Genomic DNA, 16552 nt, shown 5'->3' with positions numbered 1-16552 from the left:
GGGTCCGGGGCTGTGTCACAGGTCGGCGTCCAGGTCCTTCTGGGCTCGGCGGTGCTCGCGCTGGGCCCGCCGCTCGGCCTCCTGGCGCGCCGCGCGCTCGTCCTGGGCGACCGCGCTGGTCATCGCGTTGGACAGGGCCCGCAGCTCCATGTTGATCCTGGGGTAGGCGGGCAGCCGGGGGATCGCGCCCATGCGGGGCGTGCGGCGCTCCCGCATCGAGGAGATGAGCTCGCCGAAGGCCAGGTCCACCCGTTGCAGGGTGATGGCGCCCGACGACTCGGGCCTGTCCCGGGCCAGCGCCGACAGCGCCAGGTAGCCGGTGCGCTGGGTGGCCACCACCACCGGCCACAGCGGCAGCGTGGACGCCGCGCGCGGCGCGTCCCCGATCGCGCTGTCGTAGACCCCGCGCAGGTTGACCAGGGCCGCCCGCATGTCCCTGCGCAGCCGGTAGCGCCGTTCGGGGCCGATCTCCACGTCCTGGTCCAGGACCGCCATGATGCACTCGCGCGAGGTCTCCAGCACGCTCGTGATGGCCTGGGGCAGGCGGGTCGCCGACGCCCTGCGCCACAGCAGCAGCGATCCCAGCAGGCCGAACACCGAACCCACGACGGTGTCGATGATGCGCGACCCGGCCAGGTCGGTGATGGGGTCGGGCGCGGCGGTCCCGGCCAGCAGCAGCGCCATCGGCGTCACGAGGACCGAGGCGTAGAAGAAGTTGCGCCCCACCACCAGCTGGGTGAGCCCCTGGAACAGCGCGGCGAGCACGATGACCACGACCAGCGGCGGGTGCGCCGCGATCAGCGCGGCGCCGATGAACACGCCCACGAGGGTGCCCAGCGACCGCTGGAGTGCCCGGTTCATGGTCAGGACCACGCTGCCCGCCTGGAGGACGGCGGTCGCGGTCAGGCCCACCCAGTAGTAGTGGTCCAGGCCCAGCAGGAGGCTGAACGCGCCCGCCGCGGTCACCGTGATCCACATGCGCAGCGCGGTGGGGCGCACCAGCGAGTCCGAGCCCAGGCTGGAGCGCAGCGCGTCCCACAGCGCCGGATAGCGCTCGTCGTGCAGGGTCGCCGCGTGCTCGTCGTCATCGTGGGAGGAGCGGCGCGCGGCCTGCGCGGCCCGGGCCAGCTGGCCGTAGAGCCGGGCCTCCAGGGAGCGGGGGCGCAGGCCCCGGCGCAGCTCGTCGAGTTCGTCGGGATCGGGGCCGCGGGAGGGGTCGGCCACGGCCTGCGCCATGCGCTCGGCGAAGTCGGCGGCCTTCTCGGGGAGGGTCGTGGGGCGCGCCATGCACACCTGGGTGGTGGCCAGGTGCACGTCGGAGACCCAGCGCAGCAGGGAGCGCAGCCGGGCGGCCTCGGGGCTGGTGCGGTAGCCGCGGGTCTGGGCCAGCAGGACGATCCGCCAGGCGTCGGCCACCGCCACCGAGGCCTCGTGCTGGGCGTGGTCCAGGTCGGGGGTGCCCACGGCGCGCAGCAGGGAGCCGAGCTGGCGGTAGGCCCCGGCGACGGCGCGGTACTCGGGGTGTCGGGCGCGCACGGGCGCGCCCGACATCGACACCGACCAGCCGATGGCCGCGCCGAGGGCGGCCACCAGGGCGTGCAGGGGGACGTCGGCCAGGCCGCCGGGGGCGATGGTGGAGATCGCGCCGACCAGGACGAAGAACAGGGGGCCGGGCCTGTCCACCCGCCAGGCGGCGCACACCCACGTGGCGATCCCGGCGGTCAGGCCGATGGAGAACACGGGCGCCCAGGAGGCCAGAGCCGAGGCCAGGGAGCCGAGGGCGACGCTGGCGACGAAGCCCAGGCCGACCAGGGCCAGGGCCGCCGACCGGTAGACGTAGGGCGTCTTCTTCTCGTACAGGACGGTCATGGAGCCCAGGGCGGCCAGGGTGCCGACCTCGGAGCCGAACAGCCACGTGGCCAGGGCGAAGGAGAGCGACATGGACACGGCGGCCTTGACCGCGGTGGTCCACGCCCAGGCGCCGGGCTGGAGTCCGAACAGTGCCCGCAGGTCGACCCTGGGGTGGGGGCGTTCGCCCACCTCGACGCGTTCGGGTCCTGATCCTTCGCCGGGGGAACCACCCACGCTCATCGGTCCGGTGTCTCCAGTGGTTCCCAGATCTCGCACGATTCCCATCCTAGACCGGGGCGAACCGGTACTTAGGTGACTGACTGGACATCCGTAGGGGCAGGGCCGTTCAGAGCGGGCTGTTACGTGGTGGTGTGTTCCGCGTCCTGCCCGGCAGAGGGTGACTCGACGCGCTCCGCGCGCTGTTCGGCCAGTTCGGCTCGGGCCACGGCCCGGTCGCGCGCCTCCTCGGCCAGGGCCAGGCGCGCGGCGGCGGCCTCCCGCGACTCGGCCAGGGTGATCTCGGCGTTGCGGCGCTGGGCGTCGAGGTCGGCCGCCAGGCGCTCGCGGTCGGCGCGGAGCCGCTCCAGTTCGGCGGTGAGGCGTTCGCGCTCGGCGGCGGCCGCCGAGCGGTCCGACTCCAGGCGTTCGCGGGTCCGCTCCAGTTCGGCGTCGAAGCGGTCCCGTTCGGAGGCCAGGCTCCGGGCGGCCTCGTCCGCGCGCTCCTCGGCGGTCGCGGCACGGGCCCGGGCGCTCTCGGCGGCCAGGACGGCCTCGTCGCGCTGGCGGGCGTGCTCGGCGGTCTCGGCGCGCAGCCCCTCGGCCTCGGCGCGGGCGTGCTGGAGCCGCCGGGCCGCCTCGGCCCGCTCGTGCTCCAGCGCCTCGCGGGCCTGGGCGGCCTGTTCGACGATGCGGCGTTCGGCGGTGGCCAGCCCGGCGTTGGCCTCGGCGACGGCGGCGTCGCGTTCGAGCCGTGCCTGGTCTGCGAGCGTGCGCTGCCGGTCGCGCTCGGCCTCGGCGGCGTCCCGGGCGGCCAGGGCCTCCTCGGCGATGCGCTCGGCCTCCTGGGTGGCGGAGACGGCGGAGGCGGCGGCGTCCTCGGCCACGCGCCGGGCGCTCTCGGCCTCGCGGCGGCGGTTCTCGGCCTCCAGACGGGCGGCGTCGGCCTCGGCGGCGTGCCGGGCCCCGGCGAGGCGGGCGGCCTCCACCTGGGCCTCGGCCGCGGCCGGGTCGGTCATGGTGGAGAAGGCCTCGGTGGCCGCCTGGAGGGTGGCGGTGAGCTGCTCGCCCTGGACGGCGAAGCGGGTGAGCAGGTCGTCGGCGCGCAGGCGGGCGGAGGTGACCGGTTCGCTGCTGAAGGAGCTGAAGGAGGGGGAGGACGCGGGCCCGGCGGAGTCGGCGGAGGAGGGCTCCTGGGCGGCGCGGGCCAGCTCCTCCTGGCGTTCGGCCTCCTGGGTCTGGCGCTGGCGTTCCTTCCAGGCGCGCCAGCGGGTGTGCTCGGGAAGGTCGCAGTACTGCGGCGGGCGGCCGGGCGAGGAGGCGCGGGGCACGGGCCGGTCGCAGCCGGGGAAGTTGCAGGTGTTGGAGTCGGAGGCCACGGGGTGAGCGTAGCGGTTCGCCTGCGGGCGGTGCGGGGGTGTGTCGGTGACAGCGACCGGCTCCCGTGCGCTCTAGGGTCCCCGCGCGCTGGTGCCGCGCCCACGAAGGCTCGCCGGGCCCGCCCCACACACCGTGATCTTGTACCCATAGCGCGTCTCGACCGTCCAACCTCGCTATAAGTACAAGATCACCGCAGGTCAGGGCCCGTGCTTCACACCAGCGACGGTTCCGGCCGGTTCGCTAGTCGTGGGCGCCGAAGGCGTCCACGCGGCAGACCATCGTGGTCACGAAGGGCCGGAAGCCCTCCTCCTCCAGGAAGCGGATGTCCTCGGAGGCCGTGGCCAGCGCGGAGAACTCGATGTCGCGCACGCCCATGCCCGCGAGCTGGCGGCGCACCTCCTCCAGCAGCTTGGAGCCCACACCGCTTCCGGTGTACTCGGGGTCGATGGCGAAGGTCTGCACCACCGCGCCCCGCGCGCCGCGGTCCCAACTGCCCTGGGCGTTGTCGCGGATGGTGACCATCGCGTACCCGGCGAGGTCGCCGTTGCTCTCGGCGAGGATCGCCAGGGTCTCGGGGTCGGCGAGCCAGGCCGTGTACTGGGCGCGGCGGCGCCTCCAGGACTCGTCCAGGCTCACGGGGCCGATGATGTCCGCCAGGTGCGGGGCCGTCAGGGTGTGCTGCTGGTGGAGGGCGCCCCACAGGTCCGCGAGTTCCTCCACCTCGTGAGCTCCCAGGTAGCGGAAGCTGAGCACACCGACGTCGGACTGTCGAGGTTTGGTCATCAGCGAATTTTGCATGTTTTTCTCACCCGTTTCACCAGCATTGGGTGCTGATCCCCCCGGGACTGACCCGTGGTTGAGCTGTGAAACCGACTGTACGTGTCCGTATCGACCGGAACGTGCTCGACACGGAGAAAGAGGTGTCGGAGATTGCAAGAAGAGAAGAAGATCGGTTTTTTCTTTTGGTGGAGGTCTCGCTGACAGTGTGCATGGAATCACGCCCCTAACCTGTGCAACGCGTGCGAAACCACCCTGAAATCTGTACGTACTGCCATAAGTTGGAGGTCATGATCGACGTTCGGCGGCTCCAGCTCCTCCAGGCACTCGACCACCACCACACGGTGGCGGCGACCGCGGAGGCGCTCAACGTCACCCCGTCGGCGGTCTCCCAGCAACTCGCCGCCCTGGCCAAGGAGGCCGGGGTCCCCCTCGTCGAACGCAACGGCCGCCGTTTCCTGCTCACCGGGGCCGCCCGGGTCCTGCTCAAGCGCGCGCACGTCATCTTCGCGGAGATGGAGCGCGCCGCCGCGGACCTGGCCGAGTACGCCGAGGGCGACCGCGGCGTCGTCCGCATCGGCGCCTTCTCCACCGGCATCAGCGACCTCATCGCCCCGGCCCTGGCGCGCCTGCGCACGAGCCACCCGGACTGGTCCTTCGAGGTCGTCCAGGCCGACCCCGAGCACAGCGCCGAGATGGTGCGCTCGGGCCGCCTGGACATGGCGCTGACCATGTCCACCGGCCACCTGCCCGCCAGCGGCGACCCGGACTTTCGCGTCGACCCGGTCATGGTCGAGCTGTTCGACGCGATCCTGCCCTACCAGCACCCGCTGGCCGCGCGCACCAGCCTCCACCTGGCCGAGGACCTCTCCGACGAGGACTGGATCCTGTCCGCGCCCGGCACCGCCTGGCACGAGTGCGTGTCCGGCGCCGCCCACCAGGTGGGCTTCCAACCCCGCGTGGTGCACACCGTGGACGACTTCAGCGCCGTGTTCTCCCTGGTGCAGGCCGGGCTGGGCATCGCCCTGATGCCGCGCCTGGCCTGGACCGGCCTGAGCACGCCGCGGATCGTGGTGCGGGGCGTGCGCGAGAGCGCGCGCCGGCACATCGTCGCCCTCTCCCGCGCCGGCTCCTCGCCCGAGCCCCTGCTCACCGCCATGCGCGAGGCCGCCAGCAAGGTCCCGGTGCCGTCGGTGGGGCCCTTCGCCATCGCGGGCTGAGGCTCCCGGCCCCGCCGCGCCACCCGAGCCCCCCTCACTCCGTCCGCGGGCCCCGGTCCTGCCCGGCCACTCCGCCCAGCACGCTCGCGGCGGACTCCCGCAGGTACTCCGCCACCAGCCGGATGGGCTTCCACGCCCATCCGCCGGTGCGGCCCGCCAGGTAGACACGGCGGACCCCGCCGAGCTCGCCCAGGGGCGCGTGCGCCACCCCGCGCCGGGTCACCGCCGACAGCCGCGGCACCACGCCCACCCCCAGGCCCTCCGCCGCCAGCTCCTCGAACAGCTCCAGGTTGTCGATCCGGTGGACGATGCGCGGCGTGAACCCGGCCTCGGCGCACATGCGCTGCACCAGCGCCTCCTCGTCGTGGCGGTAGGGGCTGGCTATCCACGCCGCGTCCGTCAGCTCCCGCAGCCGCCGCCGGGTCAGGGTGCGGCTGTCGGCGCCCTCCGAGGGCTGGGCGAGCAGCAGGTCCTCGCTCCCGACCGGGTGCACCGTCAGTGTCCCCGGGAAATCCCGGGGAAGCAGGCTGTACTGGTACACCACCCCCAGGTCCGCCCGCCCGTCCTGGAGCAGCTCCAGCGCGTGCTCGGACTCGTGCTCGGTCAGGTGGATGTCGATCCCGGGATGGTCGCGCCGCAGACGGCGCAGCGCGGGCAGCACCAGGGGCGCCGCTGTGGTGTACATCACCAGGTCGACGCGGCCGACCGGCTCGCCCTCGCCGTCGAACTCCGCCCGCGCCGCCTCCACCCGCGCCAGGATGCCCACCGCGTGCTCGGCCAGCCGCCGCCCGGCCGGGGTCAGGCGCACCCGCCGCCCGTCGGGTGCGATCAGCGGGACGCCCGCCTCCCGCTCCAGGACGGCGAAGTGCTTGGAGACCGCCGACGTGCTCATGCCCGTGACCTCGGACACCGCGGCCATCGTGCCCAGCCGCTCCAGTTCGACCAGCAGGCGCAACCGGGTGAAATCCATCCACCGAAACTACATGGTCCGTCAACCAACGGTCCGTGGACAGAAACGAACCCCGTCGATGCAATGGTCGGGTGATCCGCTCTCTCGTTCCCTCGCTCCGCCATGCCCGCTTCGGGGTCCCCGCGCCGTTCATGCTGCTCATCGGCATGTTCACCCTGCACACCGGCAGCGCGCTGGCCGTCACCGCCTTCGCCCAGGCCAGCCCCGCCACCGTCACCTGGCTCCGCCTGACCTGGGCCGCGCTCCTGCTGCTGGCCCTGGGCGGTCGCTCCCTGTGGCGGGCCGTACGCGCGGCGACGAGGCGCGAACTGGGCGCCGTGGTGATCCTGGGCACAGCGAGCGCGGGGATGATGCTGTTCTACTCCGAGGCCACGGCGCGGATCGAACTCGGCACCGCCACCTCCATCGAGTTCCTCGGCACCCTCGTGGTGGCCGTGGCCGCCATGCGCCGCCGCCGCGAACTCGTGTGGATCCTCGCCGCGGTCGCGGGCGTGCTCTGCCTGACCCGCCCCTGGCAGGGCGAGCTCGACCTGGCCGGGGTCGGCTTCGCCCTGGCGGGCGCGGTCTGTGTGGTGGGCTACATCGTGCTGACCCAGCGGGTGGGCGCGGGGTTCGGCGCCGTGCACGGCCTGGCCCTGACCATGACCGTGGGCGCGGTGGTCAGCGCGCCGCTGGGCGTCCCCGGCCTGGTCGCCGACTTCGACCTCGACCTGGTGCTGTTCACCCTGCTCATCGCACTGCTGTTCCCGATGGTGCCGTTCCTGCTGGAGATGGTGGCCCTCCAGCGGATGAGCCGCACCGCCTACAGCACCTTCTCCAGCCTGGAGCCGGCGGTCGCCCTGGTGATGGGCCTGGTGGTCATCGGCCAGGCGCCCGCCCTCGTGCAGGTCGCGGGCATGGCCCTGGTGGTGGTCGCGGGCGCGGGGGCCGCCCGGGGCGACGGCTCCCAGAGGCCCGCCGTGCCCGAACGGGCGGCGGCGACCGCCGCCGACCCGCACCGGACCGACGGGGAGGTCGCGGCGGTGCCGGGCCGGGCGGCCTGAGGGAACCGCCCTCACTCGGCCTCGGGGACGCGGACGTGGGTTCCCGAGGCGATCTCGCGCAGCGCCAGCACGTGCTGGTCGAAGGCGGCCCGTCCCTCACCGGTCAGTGACAGGGAGGTGCGGGTGCGCCGCCCCACCGCGGCCTTGTGCACCTTCACGTAGCCCGCGTTCTCCAACACCGTGACCTGCTTGGACAGCACCGAGTCGGAGACCTCGACGGTGTCGCGCACGAAACGGAACTCCGCGCGGTCCACGGCGGCCAGCGCCGCCACGACCGAGAAGCGCACGGGGGAGTGGATCACCTCGTCCAGCCTGCCGCGGGGGTGCTCCATCAGGCGCTCCTGCCCTTGCGGATCGCCAGCCACCCCGCGACCAGCGGAGGGACCGCGCCCAGGGCGGCTCCGGAGACCCACCACACCGGGTCCCCGGGGAAGAAGCGGATGCCGACGAACAGCGTCACGCCGTAGACCGTCGCCCAGCCGAACACCGCCAGCCCGTGCAGTGCTCCGAACCGTCGCGGGGAGACCGGCTGGCGGGCCGCGAAGACCAGCAGAGCCGTCAGGATCACCATGAATCCCGTCGTAGCCGCGACTAGCGAGACCGGTGACGGGAACAGGCCGATCACCACCGTCAGGCCGAAGGTCGAAGCGGCGAACAGGGCTGAGAACACCATGTACCACCCGCCCCGCGAGCGCACCCGCGTCCCCACCGTCTCCGCCCGCTCCAGCGCGTCCAGCGCCTCGTTCCTGCGCATGTCGTTCTCCGTTCGCTCAACCTGTTGTCAGCATGGCACTCACTTTCCAACTTGGCAAGTGATTGCCCACCCGGAATGCGGTACTGGGACGCGCGCGCCAGCCCCGTCCCACAAGCGACATCCGTCACTCGCGCCACTTCGCCGCGTCGGTACGGAGCGTCTCCGGAATGCACTAGCTTGGTGCGAACCATGGCCGCGAAATCTGATCTCGAACTCCTCCGCGCCTACGAACCGGTGCTCATGTGCACCAAGGGGGAGCTCTTCTTCCCCACCGACGTGGACGCCTACGTACGCAACTGCAGCCTGTGGATCGAGGAGCCGGGCGGCGGCGAGAGCCGTCTCGTCCCGGCCGGGGAACTCACCCTCGACCGCCTCTCCCGGGCCGAGGAGAAGTGGCCCGGACGCCACAAGCACCTGCGCTTCGTCCAGGAGGAGACCCTGCGCGAGGAGGCCCGCCGCTACAAGGGCGTGGCCCGCACCGTCATCCCCAAGAGCGGCCGCCTGGCCGCCGTCGGAGTCCTGGGCCGGGTCCTGGACATCCTGATGAAGCTCTCCCTGCTCATCCGCGGGGCCGTCCCCGGCGGCCTCACCTTCGCCGCGGTGACCCGCTACCGCGAGCGCGTCGACAACGGCGGCGTCACCTACTACGGCCGCGTCACCCGCGAGGGCGGCTACACCATCCTCCAGTACTGGTTCTTCTACGCGATGAACGACTGGCGGACCATCTACGGCGGCGTCAACGACCACGAGGCCGACTGGGAGCGCGTCACCGTCTACGTGGTGCAAAACCCCGACGGCACCACCCGCCCCGTCTGGGTGGGCGCCTCCTCGCACGAGTACCACGGCGACGACCTGCGCCGCAGCTGGGAGGACCCCGACCTGCACCGGGACGGCGACCACCCCATCGTCTACGTCGGCGCGGGCTCGCACTCCCACCAGATGCTGCCCGGCGACTACCTCATCCAGGTCGACCCCTCCTTCCTGCGCGGCCCCATGCGCGCCTGGCGGTGGATCACCCACCGCATCTTCCGGGCCGACAGCGCCCTGAACCGGCACGGCATCGGCGTCCCCTTCGTCGACTACGCCCGCGGCGACGGCATGCGCCTGGGCCCCGGCGGCGACCGCGAGTGGTCGGCCGTCCTCATCGACGACGACACCTCCTGGCTGACCGGGTTCCGCGGCCTGTGGGGACGCGACACCGGCGACTTCTTCGACGGCGAGCGCGCCCCCAGCGGCCCGCGCTACGAACGCGACGGCACCATCCGCCGCTCCTGGGCCGACCCGCTGGCGTGGGTGGGCCTCCAGAAGGTCGCCCCCACCGAACCCGCCGCCCGCGCCGAGCTGCGCGCCCACGTGCGCGCCCTGGACGAGCGGCTGCGCGCCCTGGACGCCGACGTCATCAGCCGCCGCGACCGCCTGCGCCAGCTCCACTCGGCCCGCATCGTCCTGGAGCGCGAGGCCCACTCACGGCCCCGCGCCCGCGAGTACGCCGAGCGCATCGCCGCCCTGGAGATGGAGCTGGGCGAGGTCTACGAGACCCGAGTGCTGACCGCCGACGAGCGCGACACCCACCTGCGCGCACTGGCCGCGGACACGCCCCTGGTGCCCTCGCCCACCGGGCACCTCAAGGCCCCGCACCTGCCCTACTCCTCGGGGACGCAGCGCTCCACCCGCTTCCTGCACCTGTGGGTGGCCCTGAGCACCCCGCTCCTGCTGATCTCGCTCGCGCTGCCCATGTTCGTCCTGAACGGGCAGTACACCTTCTACGCGATGATCGGCGTGGTCGTGGTCTTCGCCGCCGTCGACTCCGTGGCCCGCCGCAAGTTCGTCCAGTACCTCATCGGGCTGGCGGTCATCGCGGTGGTCGTCGGACTCGTCGTGGGGATCGTGGCCGCGTTCGTGGTCAACTGGCGCATCGCCATCACCGTCCCCATCGCGGTGATCGTGGTGCTGCTGCTCGTGGTCAACGTCCGCGAACTCCTGCGCCGCTGACCCGCGCTGTCCCGCCCCGCGCTGGCGCCCACCGCCCGCGCGGGGCAGCATGTGTTCATGAGCGACGCGCTGTTCGACCGCCCGCCCGCGCAGGTGGCGCCCGGTGCCGTGCACGTGCCCGGGTGGCTGCGCCCCGAGGACCAGGCCGACCTGGTCCGGCGCTGCCGCGACTGGGCGCGCGGGCCCGCCGGGATGCGCCGCCACGCCATGCCGCGCGGCGGGGTGATGAGCGTGCGGACGGTCAGTCTGGGCTGGCACTGGTCGCCGGGGCCCAACCCCCACGCCGAACGGCGGGGCACGCGGGGCTCCGGTCCCTCCCGGCACCCGCAGTCCTACTCCTACGCACGGCTCCTGCCCGACGGCACACCCGTCCAGCCCTTCCCCGACCTGCTCGGAGACCTGGCCGCGCGGGCCGTGGAGGCCGCCTACGGCGCGCCTCCCGGACCGGGCGCCGACCCCTACGACGTCGCCCTGGTCAACTTCTACGACGCCGACGCGCGCATGGGCATGCACCAGGACCGCGACGAGCTCTCCCGCGAACCCGTGGTCTCCCTCAGCCTCGGCGACACCTGCGTGTTCCGCTTCGGCAACACCGAGACCCGCACCCGGCCCCACACCGACGTCGAACTGTGCAGCGGGGACCTGTTCGTCTTCGGCGGCCCCTCCCGCATGGCCTACCACGGCGTCCCCCGCACCCGGCCCGGCACCGCGCCGCCCGGCCTGGGCCTGGACGGGCGGCTCAACATCACGGTCCGCGCCTCGGGGCTGCGCGGCTGAGGCCCCCTGGAGCCCGGCACGGGCGCCGCGTCCCGTGCCCCGGCCCGCCCGCGCCCGCCGCGTGCAGGACGTCCCGGCCGACTGCCCCGCCCCGTTCGGGGCAGTCCCTCCAGGGAGCGCCTCCCCGCCGGTCCGGTGCCGGCGGGCGGGCGCGCCGTCCGACCACGCACAGGAGGGGCGACCACGTATGAGCGACTCCGCGCCGGAACGCATCATGGACCTGGGCCGCAGAAGGGCCGCGCTGCCCGAGCGCGGCTCGCCCGGCCCGGTCCGCGCGGTCCTCTACCGCGACGGGCGCCGCGAGCGCGAGGCCGACACCGTCGCCGAGGCCAGCAGCGCCGCCGAGCGCGACCCCGGCCTCATGGCCTGGGTCAGCATGACCGTCCCCGACCGCGACCAGCTCACCGAGGTCGCCCGCCTCTTCGGCCTGCCCTCCCTGGCCCTGGAGGACGCCATCGTCGCCCACCAGCGCCCCAAGGCCGAGGTCTACCGGGGCGTGCTCTTCCTCGTGCTGCGCCCGGCCCGCTACGACACCGTGCGCGAGTCGGTCGAGGTCGACGAGATCCACCTGTTCGCCGGACAGGACTTCGTGGTCACCATCGGCCACACCGAGCGGGTGGACTTCGAGAGCGTCCGCGACTTCCTGGAGGCCGAGCCCCGCGCCCTGGCGCACGGCACCCTGGCCGTGGTCCACGCCGTCCTGGACCTGGTCGTGGACGGCTACGCGCCCGTCGTTTCCGAACTCCAGGACGACATCGACGAGGCGGAGAACCAGGTCTTCGGCGGCGACTCCCGGGCCTCGCGGCGCACCTACCGCCTCGCCCGCGAGGTCATCCTGCTCTCACGCGCGGTGGAACCCCTCGGGGGCGTCCTGGACAGGCTCATGGGGCCGCTGGCCCACGACCCCGAACGCCCCGGGCCCCCGGACCCGGACCCGCAGCCGTTCGCGGACGCCCTCGTCGAGCCGGAGGGGACCCGGCCCCCGACGCGCCGCCGGGGCCTCGCCTCCGCCGACCCCTTCCGCATCCCCGCCGAACGGCGCGGCGAGCTGCACCACCGCCTGCGCGACGTCGCCGACCACGTCGCCGCCGTGCGCGAGCGCGTGGACGGCTTCCGCCAGCTGTTGCAGAACATCATGTCGGTCAACAGCGCCCTCATCGACCAGGCGCAGAACGAGGCGATGAAGAAGGTCTCCTCCTGGGGCGGCATCCTGGTCGTGCCCACCCTCATCTCCTCCGTCTACGGCATGAACATCTCCCCGGGCGGCGACTACCACTGGGCGTTCAGCTGGCCGCTGGCCCTGGCCCTCATGGCGCTGACGAGCCTGAGCCTCTACGTCGTCTTTCGTCGCAACGGTTGGCTCTGAGGGTTTGTTGACGGAGGTGGGGGTGACCTTCTCCTCTCCCTCAGGGGGAGGTGATTCCAGCGATCGCCTGCCTCTTCGGGCTGTCCTCCTCTGGCTCGGACAGGGTGGTGCGACATCACCATCCGCGTCTTGGGGCTGCGCGGCTGTCGCCACTTTTCGCATTCGGCCACAAGGTGACGTTGCGTGGTGCTGACTTCACAGCGACATTGTTTTCGTCGGTGTTCGAGCCAGTTCATGAGCAAGGGGGTGAAGAGGTGGGCAGAGCCCATCGGGGCCACCGAACCTGTCCCGCCCTCACAGCCGAGCAGACGAAGTCATCGGATGCCCAAGCCCACGCCGCCCGGGCCCTGTGGAATCTGCTGCACGAGTGGTGGACCATGGTTGGCGAGAACCGGTGGGTGTCCCTCACCGATGCCGACGCGGCCATCCGGCAGGCCCGTAAGGACATCGACTTCCTGGCGGTGCTGCCCGCGCAGGCCGCACAGGCGGTTCTCAGGACGTACTTCCAAGCATGGCGCACCTGCTGGGACGGCCACGCCGACGAACCCACGTTCAAGTCCCGCCCGCGCCCTGTGATGTCGGTGGACGTTCCTCAGGGGCGGGATTTGAACGTCCCACGTGTGCACCGCCGCTGGGGCATGGCCAACCCTCCTCAACCGGGTCGGGTGCGGTTCCGCTGGACTAGGGATCTGCCCGTGGGCAAGCGCGCCAACGCCGAGAACCGGATCACCGGGGCCCGGTTGGCCAAGGACTCGTTGGGTTGGCACATCGCTTTCCGCGTCCAGACCCTGGAGACCGAACCCGAGACCCGCACCGGCCCGGAGGTCGGCGGTGACGTCGGGGCCACCGTGCCCTTGACCCTGTCAGAGGGCAATCACCAAAACCACGGACGCCCCCACCGTACCGGGGATGGCACAGCCGACCAGGACAAGTGGCTGACCCCCACGGAGAAGGCCAAACTTCTGCGCCTGGAACGGCGGCCGCCCAGCGCAAACAGCACCACACTCCCGGCCAGCGCACATCGCGCCGGTTGCACCGCACCATCGCCCAGGAGGCGTGGGGACGGACGGTCACGATGCTGACGTACAAGCCCTCCCGACGCGGCGGGACCCTGGTCAAGGTCCCCGCCCCGGGTACGTCCCAGCGTTGCTCGGAGTGTGGCCTCACCACGCCCGGCAGTCGGGAGGACCAGGCCACGTTCGTGTGCAAGAGCCCAGGTTGTGGGTGGTCGGGTAACGCTGATGACCATGCGGCCCGCAACATCTTGCACCTGTACCGGATCGGCCTCGTGGTGGTCCCGGCTGCCGGGAGGGCAGTCGTCAGGCGCGCTCGTCGCGTCAACCCCGCCACCGCAAGGTAGGTGGGAATCTCCTGGCCTTGTCAAGAGAGCACTCCAACTTGTCTTCCGTCGCAACGGTTGGCTCTGAGAGTCTGTTGGCGGAGGTGGGAATGACGGGGGACGGATCCGCCGAGCGCGAGGTGCTGCGGCTCATGACCGGGCCGTGGGTGGCCCGGGCGGTGGCCACCGCGGTCGAACTGGGCGTGCTCGACCGCCTCGCCGGGGGCGCCGCCGACGCCGCGGCCCTGGCAGGTGAACTGGACCTGTACCCCGACCGGCTGGGGCGCCTGCTGCGCCTGCTCGCGGCCGTGGGGGTCGTGGAGCGCAGCGACGGGCGCTACCGGCCCACGGAGGTCGGGGCCGCCCTGCACAGGGACCACCCCTCGGGGATGGCCGACCTGGCGCTGCTCTACGACAGCGAGATGTTCACCGCCGCGTGGGCACGCCTGGGCGAGAGCGTGCGCACCGGCGGCACCGCCTTCGAGGCCGCCCACGGCACCGACGTGTTCACCCACCTGGAGCGCCACCCCGGCGACGCGGCGCGCTACACGGCCGGGATGGCCGCGGGCGGCCGGTTCTCCACCGCCGTCCCCGACGTCCACGACTTCACCGGCGCCCGTACGGTGGTCGACCTCGGGGGAGGGGACGGCGAGCTCCTGGCCACCGTCCTGGCCCGGGCGCCGCACGCGCGCGGGGTGCTCGTGGAGCGTCCGCCCGCGCTGGCCGCCGCCCGCGTCCGCCTCGGCGCGTTCGTCGAGGACGGGCGGTGCGAGCTGGTGGAGGGCGACTTCCTCCGGGGCGTGCCCCGGGGCGCCGACGTCTACCTGCTCAGCCGGGTCCTGCACAACTGGTCCGACGAGGACGCCCGCACCGTGCTGCGCCACTGCCGCGAGGCGATGGCCCCCGACGGGCTCGTGCTGATCGCCGAGCGCGTCCTGCCCGACGACGGCCTGCCCTGGCTGTCGACGGTGTTCGACGCGCACATGATGGTGATGACCACGGGGGCCGAGCGCACCGAGCACGAGTACGAGGCGCTGCTGCGCCCGGCCGGGCTGACCACCCGGGGGATCCGCGACCTGCCACTGGAGATGCGCCTGCTCGTGGCCGGGCCGGTGCGGGACAGCGCCTGAGAGCCGCCGCCCCCGCACCGCGTTCCACACCCCCTCCTGGCCACCCGCCGAAGGGCATGGGCGCCGGAGGCCGGCGCGTGCGCCATCGGGCCCTGGAAGAACCCCTGCGGGTCGCTGCGGAGCCCGGCCCGCGCGGAGAACAGTCCCATGTCCCCTGGTGCCCTTCTTCTCTCAGGTGTTCAGCAGGCGGTCGATCCGTCCCGCCTCGTGCCTGGCCGTGACGGCGTGCTCCTCGGAGGCCAGCAGCGACTCACGCCACTTCTCGGCGGCCTCGGCGATGTGGGCGTCCAGCCGCCGGACGGTCGCCTCGGCGGTGTCGCGGGCCTCGGCGCGCCTGGTCTGGTCGACCATCAGCGCGATCCCGGCGCCCACCGCGGTGGCCACGCACAGGAACCAGACCAGGCCGCTGGCCGACGCCAGCCCCAGCACCGCCAGCAGACCGGTCATGGCCAGGAGGCCCCACGCGTAGGTCCGGGCGGAGCCGGTGTCGCGCCAGCGCTCGCGCAGCTGGGTGCGGGCGCGCTCCAGCTCCCGGGGTTCGGCGCCGTGGGAGGAGAGCGTCACCCGCACGCCCTGCACCTGGAGGGTCGTGGAGTCCTCCACCGGCGCGGCGGCCTCGCGCACCAGCTCCTCGGCGCGCTCCATCACGGTCGGGCGCTGGAGGGCCAGGGCGAAGGTGCGGCGGCGGGGCGGTGCGTCCTGGCGGACCAGGTCGTCGCCGAGCAGGGAGGCGACGGTGCCCACGGTGTCGGTCCACCGCTGCGGCGGCCCGCCCTCGCCGCTGCTCTCGATGACCGCGCGCAGTTCACGGGCGCGGGCCAGGAGCGGGGCCTCCTCGGGGCTGCCCTCCTCCACGAGCAGGCGCAGGGTGTCGTCGAGGAACGCGGCGCTGACCTCGTCGGGGGCGAGCGCGGCGGGGGAGGCGTCCTCACCGTCGAGCTCGACGACGCGGGCGACGCCCTCGCGCAGCGCGGTGATCCGCCGCGCGGCCTCGGCGCGCTCGACGAGCCCTCCGGTCTTCTTCCCACGGGGGGCAGGGGAGGGGGAGGCTCCGGAGGCGTCCTCCGTCAGGGCGGACAGGCCCGCGGCGGCCGGAACGCCGACCTGCTCCTCGGACCAGGCGCGCAGCGTGGACAGCAGCAGGTGCTGGCGGGCGTCGTCGCCGAAGGAGCCGTCGGCCGTGAGCAGCCACAGGGCGCGCTGGCCCCGGGTCACCTCCTCGGTGGGGGAGGGCAGGCGGGGGAGCAGGTCGGCGGTCGCGGCGGTGTCCATGGCGCGGGCGTGGTCGGCGCTGGTCAGGGCGGTGGCCAGCGCCGCGAAGTGGCCCGCGCGCGTCGCGTCGCGCCGGGCGGCCTCGTCGAAGCGGACGCGGGCGGCGGCCGCGTCGCCCTCCATCAGGGCGTGCAGGCCGAGGGCGGCCGGGACCAGCCAGTAGTCGGGGACGTCCTCCAGGCCGGGGCGGGCGACGGGTACGCCGTCCAGCATCTGGAGGGTGCGGTGGCGGGCCAGGGCGGCTCCGTCGAACATCGCCAGGACGGCGCGCACGTCGCTGAGTTCGATGAAGGCGTCCAGGGAGGCGGAGACGCGGTCCAGCCTCTGTTCGAGGGTGCCCCGGACGTGGGACAGCTCCGAGCGTATCCTGCGGCGTTCGGTGGCCATCTGGTAGTAGGCCGAACCGAGACTCTCCTCCAGTTCCCGGATCTTCCGGTTCTGGGAGTAGTCGATCCAGTCGCTCAT

At 73.2% G+C, this 16552-nt stretch carries 15 protein-coding genes; 8 read left to right on the top strand and 7 right to left on the bottom strand.

The genetic code is table 11. The features are described 5' to 3' along the window. Positions 1-15 precede the first annotated feature (15 nt). The 3 genes from FYW99_RS28210 to FYW99_RS28200 all read right to left on the bottom strand — a co-directional run bounded on the left by FYW99_RS28210 (position 16) and on the right by FYW99_RS28200 (position 4230). The gene (locus FYW99_RS28210) at positions 16-2091 is read right to left on the bottom strand and encodes an FUSC family protein (protein ID WP_150255077.1); all 2076 of its coding nucleotides are present in this window, start codon (positions 2089-2091) and stop codon (positions 16-18) included. A gap of 119 nt (positions 2092-2210) precedes the next feature. Next, positions 2211-3446 (bottom strand): coiled-coil domain-containing protein, encoded by a 1236-nt coding sequence (locus FYW99_RS28205; RefSeq protein WP_150255042.1) that lies wholly within the window; start codon positions 3444-3446, stop codon positions 2211-2213. A gap of 241 nt (positions 3447-3687) precedes the next feature. After that, positions 3688-4230: a GNAT family N-acetyltransferase gene (locus tag FYW99_RS28200; RefSeq protein WP_150255041.1), complete on the bottom strand. Its 543-nt coding sequence runs from the start codon at positions 4228-4230 to the stop codon at positions 3688-3690. Positions 4231-4514: 284 nt separating this feature from the next. Here FYW99_RS28200 and FYW99_RS28195 point away from each other — a divergent pair, with 284 nt between their 5' ends. Beyond that, a complete protein-coding gene (locus tag FYW99_RS28195) occupies positions 4515-5444 on the top strand; it encodes a LysR family transcriptional regulator (protein WP_061083437.1) in 930 nt (309 codons plus the stop codon). Positions 5445-5478: 34 nt separating this feature from the next. Here the strand turns inward: FYW99_RS28195 and FYW99_RS28190 are convergent, their stop codons facing one another. Continuing rightward, the gene (locus FYW99_RS28190; RefSeq protein WP_150255040.1) at positions 5479-6414 is read right to left on the bottom strand and encodes a LysR family transcriptional regulator; all 936 of its coding nucleotides are present in this window, start codon (positions 6412-6414) and stop codon (positions 5479-5481) included. Positions 6415-6485: 71 nt separating this feature from the next. Between FYW99_RS28190 and FYW99_RS28185 the strand changes: the two genes are divergently transcribed. After that, positions 6486-7457 carry an EamA family transporter gene (locus FYW99_RS28185; protein ID WP_150255039.1) on the top strand — a complete coding sequence of 324 codons (972 nt, stop codon included), beginning with the start codon at positions 6486-6488 and terminating at the stop codon, positions 7455-7457. A gap of 11 nt (positions 7458-7468) precedes the next feature. Here the strand turns inward: FYW99_RS28185 and FYW99_RS28180 are convergent, their stop codons facing one another. Continuing rightward, the gene (locus FYW99_RS28180) at positions 7469-7789 is read right to left on the bottom strand and encodes a winged helix-turn-helix domain-containing protein (protein WP_150255038.1); all 321 of its coding nucleotides are present in this window, start codon (positions 7787-7789) and stop codon (positions 7469-7471) included. Continuing rightward, entirely contained in the window at positions 7789-8211 is a 423-nt protein-coding gene (locus tag FYW99_RS28175) for a hypothetical protein (protein WP_150255037.1), read from the bottom strand. The genes FYW99_RS28180 and FYW99_RS28175 overlap by 1 nt, the downstream gene beginning before the upstream one ends. Before the next feature lie 189 nt (positions 8212-8400). On the opposite strand from FYW99_RS28175, the gene FYW99_RS28170 reads away from it, so the two are divergent. The 6 genes from FYW99_RS28170 to FYW99_RS28150 all read left to right on the top strand — a co-directional run bounded on the left by FYW99_RS28170 (position 8401) and on the right by FYW99_RS28150 (position 14815). After that, positions 8401-10203 carry a hypothetical protein gene (locus FYW99_RS28170; RefSeq protein ID WP_150255036.1) on the top strand — a complete coding sequence of 601 codons (1803 nt, stop codon included), beginning with the start codon at positions 8401-8403 and terminating at the stop codon, positions 10201-10203. Between the two features lie 57 nt (positions 10204-10260). Continuing rightward, positions 10261-10980 carry an alpha-ketoglutarate-dependent dioxygenase AlkB family protein gene (locus FYW99_RS28165; RefSeq protein WP_150255035.1) on the top strand — a complete coding sequence of 240 codons (720 nt, stop codon included), beginning with the start codon at positions 10261-10263 and terminating at the stop codon, positions 10978-10980. 187 nt (positions 10981-11167) lie between these two features. Continuing rightward, on the top strand, positions 11168-12346 hold the full coding sequence (locus FYW99_RS28160) for a magnesium and cobalt transport protein CorA (protein WP_150255034.1): 1179 nt from the start codon (positions 11168-11170) through the stop codon (positions 12344-12346). 50 nt (positions 12347-12396) lie between these two features. Continuing rightward, on the top strand, positions 12397-13428 hold the full coding sequence (locus FYW99_RS32635; RefSeq protein ID WP_223839700.1) for a hypothetical protein: 1032 nt from the start codon (positions 12397-12399) through the stop codon (positions 13426-13428). Next, positions 13422-13706: a zinc ribbon domain-containing protein gene (locus tag FYW99_RS33125; RefSeq protein WP_394350383.1), complete on the top strand. Its 285-nt coding sequence runs from the start codon at positions 13422-13424 to the stop codon at positions 13704-13706. The genes FYW99_RS32635 and FYW99_RS33125 overlap by 7 nt, the downstream gene beginning before the upstream one ends. An 89-nt stretch (positions 13707-13795) precedes the next feature. Continuing rightward, positions 13796-14815, top strand: a complete 1020-nt coding sequence (locus FYW99_RS28150) for a methyltransferase (RefSeq protein WP_150255033.1) — start codon at positions 13796-13798, stop codon at positions 14813-14815. A gap of 171 nt (positions 14816-14986) precedes the next feature. Here the strand turns inward: FYW99_RS28150 and FYW99_RS28145 are convergent, their stop codons facing one another. Further along, positions 14987-16552 carry a hypothetical protein gene (locus FYW99_RS28145; RefSeq protein ID WP_150255032.1) on the bottom strand — a complete coding sequence of 522 codons (1566 nt, stop codon included), beginning with the start codon at positions 16550-16552 and terminating at the stop codon, positions 14987-14989.

Origin of the sequence: Nocardiopsis deserti (assembly GCF_008638355.1) — a bacterium.
Taxonomy (GTDB): Bacteria; Actinomycetota; Actinomycetes; order Streptosporangiales; family Streptosporangiaceae; genus Nocardiopsis; species Nocardiopsis alborubida.
Note: the sequence above shows the minus strand (reverse complement) of the source record. Positions and strands in the feature narration are given on the sequence as shown.

What these genes read in the sequence shown, in the direction of transcription:
- FYW99_RS28165 (WP_150255035.1), top strand. Translation starts at nt 10,261, where the DNA reads ATGAGCGACGCGCTGTTCGACCGCCCGCCCGCGCAGGTGGCGCCCGGT.
- FYW99_RS28175 (WP_150255037.1), bottom strand. Translation starts at nt 8,211, where the DNA reads ATGCGCAGGAACGAGGCGCTGGACGCGCTGGAGCGGGCGGAGACGGTG.
- FYW99_RS28180 (WP_150255038.1), bottom strand. Translation starts at nt 7,789, where the DNA reads ATGGAGCACCCCCGCGGCAGGCTGGACGAGGTGATCCACTCCCCCGTG.
- FYW99_RS28170 (WP_150255036.1), top strand. Translation starts at nt 8,401, where the DNA reads ATGGCCGCGAAATCTGATCTCGAACTCCTCCGCGCCTACGAACCGGTG.
- FYW99_RS28210 (WP_150255077.1), bottom strand. Translation starts at nt 2,091, where the DNA reads ATGAGCGTGGGTGGTTCCCCCGGCGAAGGATCAGGACCCGAACGCGTC.
- FYW99_RS28195 (WP_061083437.1), top strand. Translation starts at nt 4,515, where the DNA reads ATGATCGACGTTCGGCGGCTCCAGCTCCTCCAGGCACTCGACCACCAC.
- FYW99_RS28150 (WP_150255033.1), top strand. Translation starts at nt 13,796, where the DNA reads ATGACGGGGGACGGATCCGCCGAGCGCGAGGTGCTGCGGCTCATGACC.
- FYW99_RS28200 (WP_150255041.1), bottom strand. Translation starts at nt 4,230, where the DNA reads ATGACCAAACCTCGACAGTCCGACGTCGGTGTGCTCAGCTTCCGCTAC.
- FYW99_RS28160 (WP_150255034.1), top strand. Translation starts at nt 11,168, where the DNA reads ATGAGCGACTCCGCGCCGGAACGCATCATGGACCTGGGCCGCAGAAGG.
- FYW99_RS28145 (WP_150255032.1), bottom strand. Translation starts at nt 16,552, where the DNA reads ATGAGCGACTGGATCGACTACTCCCAGAACCGGAAGATCCGGGAACTG.
- FYW99_RS28190 (WP_150255040.1), bottom strand. Translation starts at nt 6,414, where the DNA reads ATGGATTTCACCCGGTTGCGCCTGCTGGTCGAACTGGAGCGGCTGGGC.
- FYW99_RS33125 (WP_394350383.1), top strand. Translation starts at nt 13,422, where the DNA reads ATGCTGACGTACAAGCCCTCCCGACGCGGCGGGACCCTGGTCAAGGTC.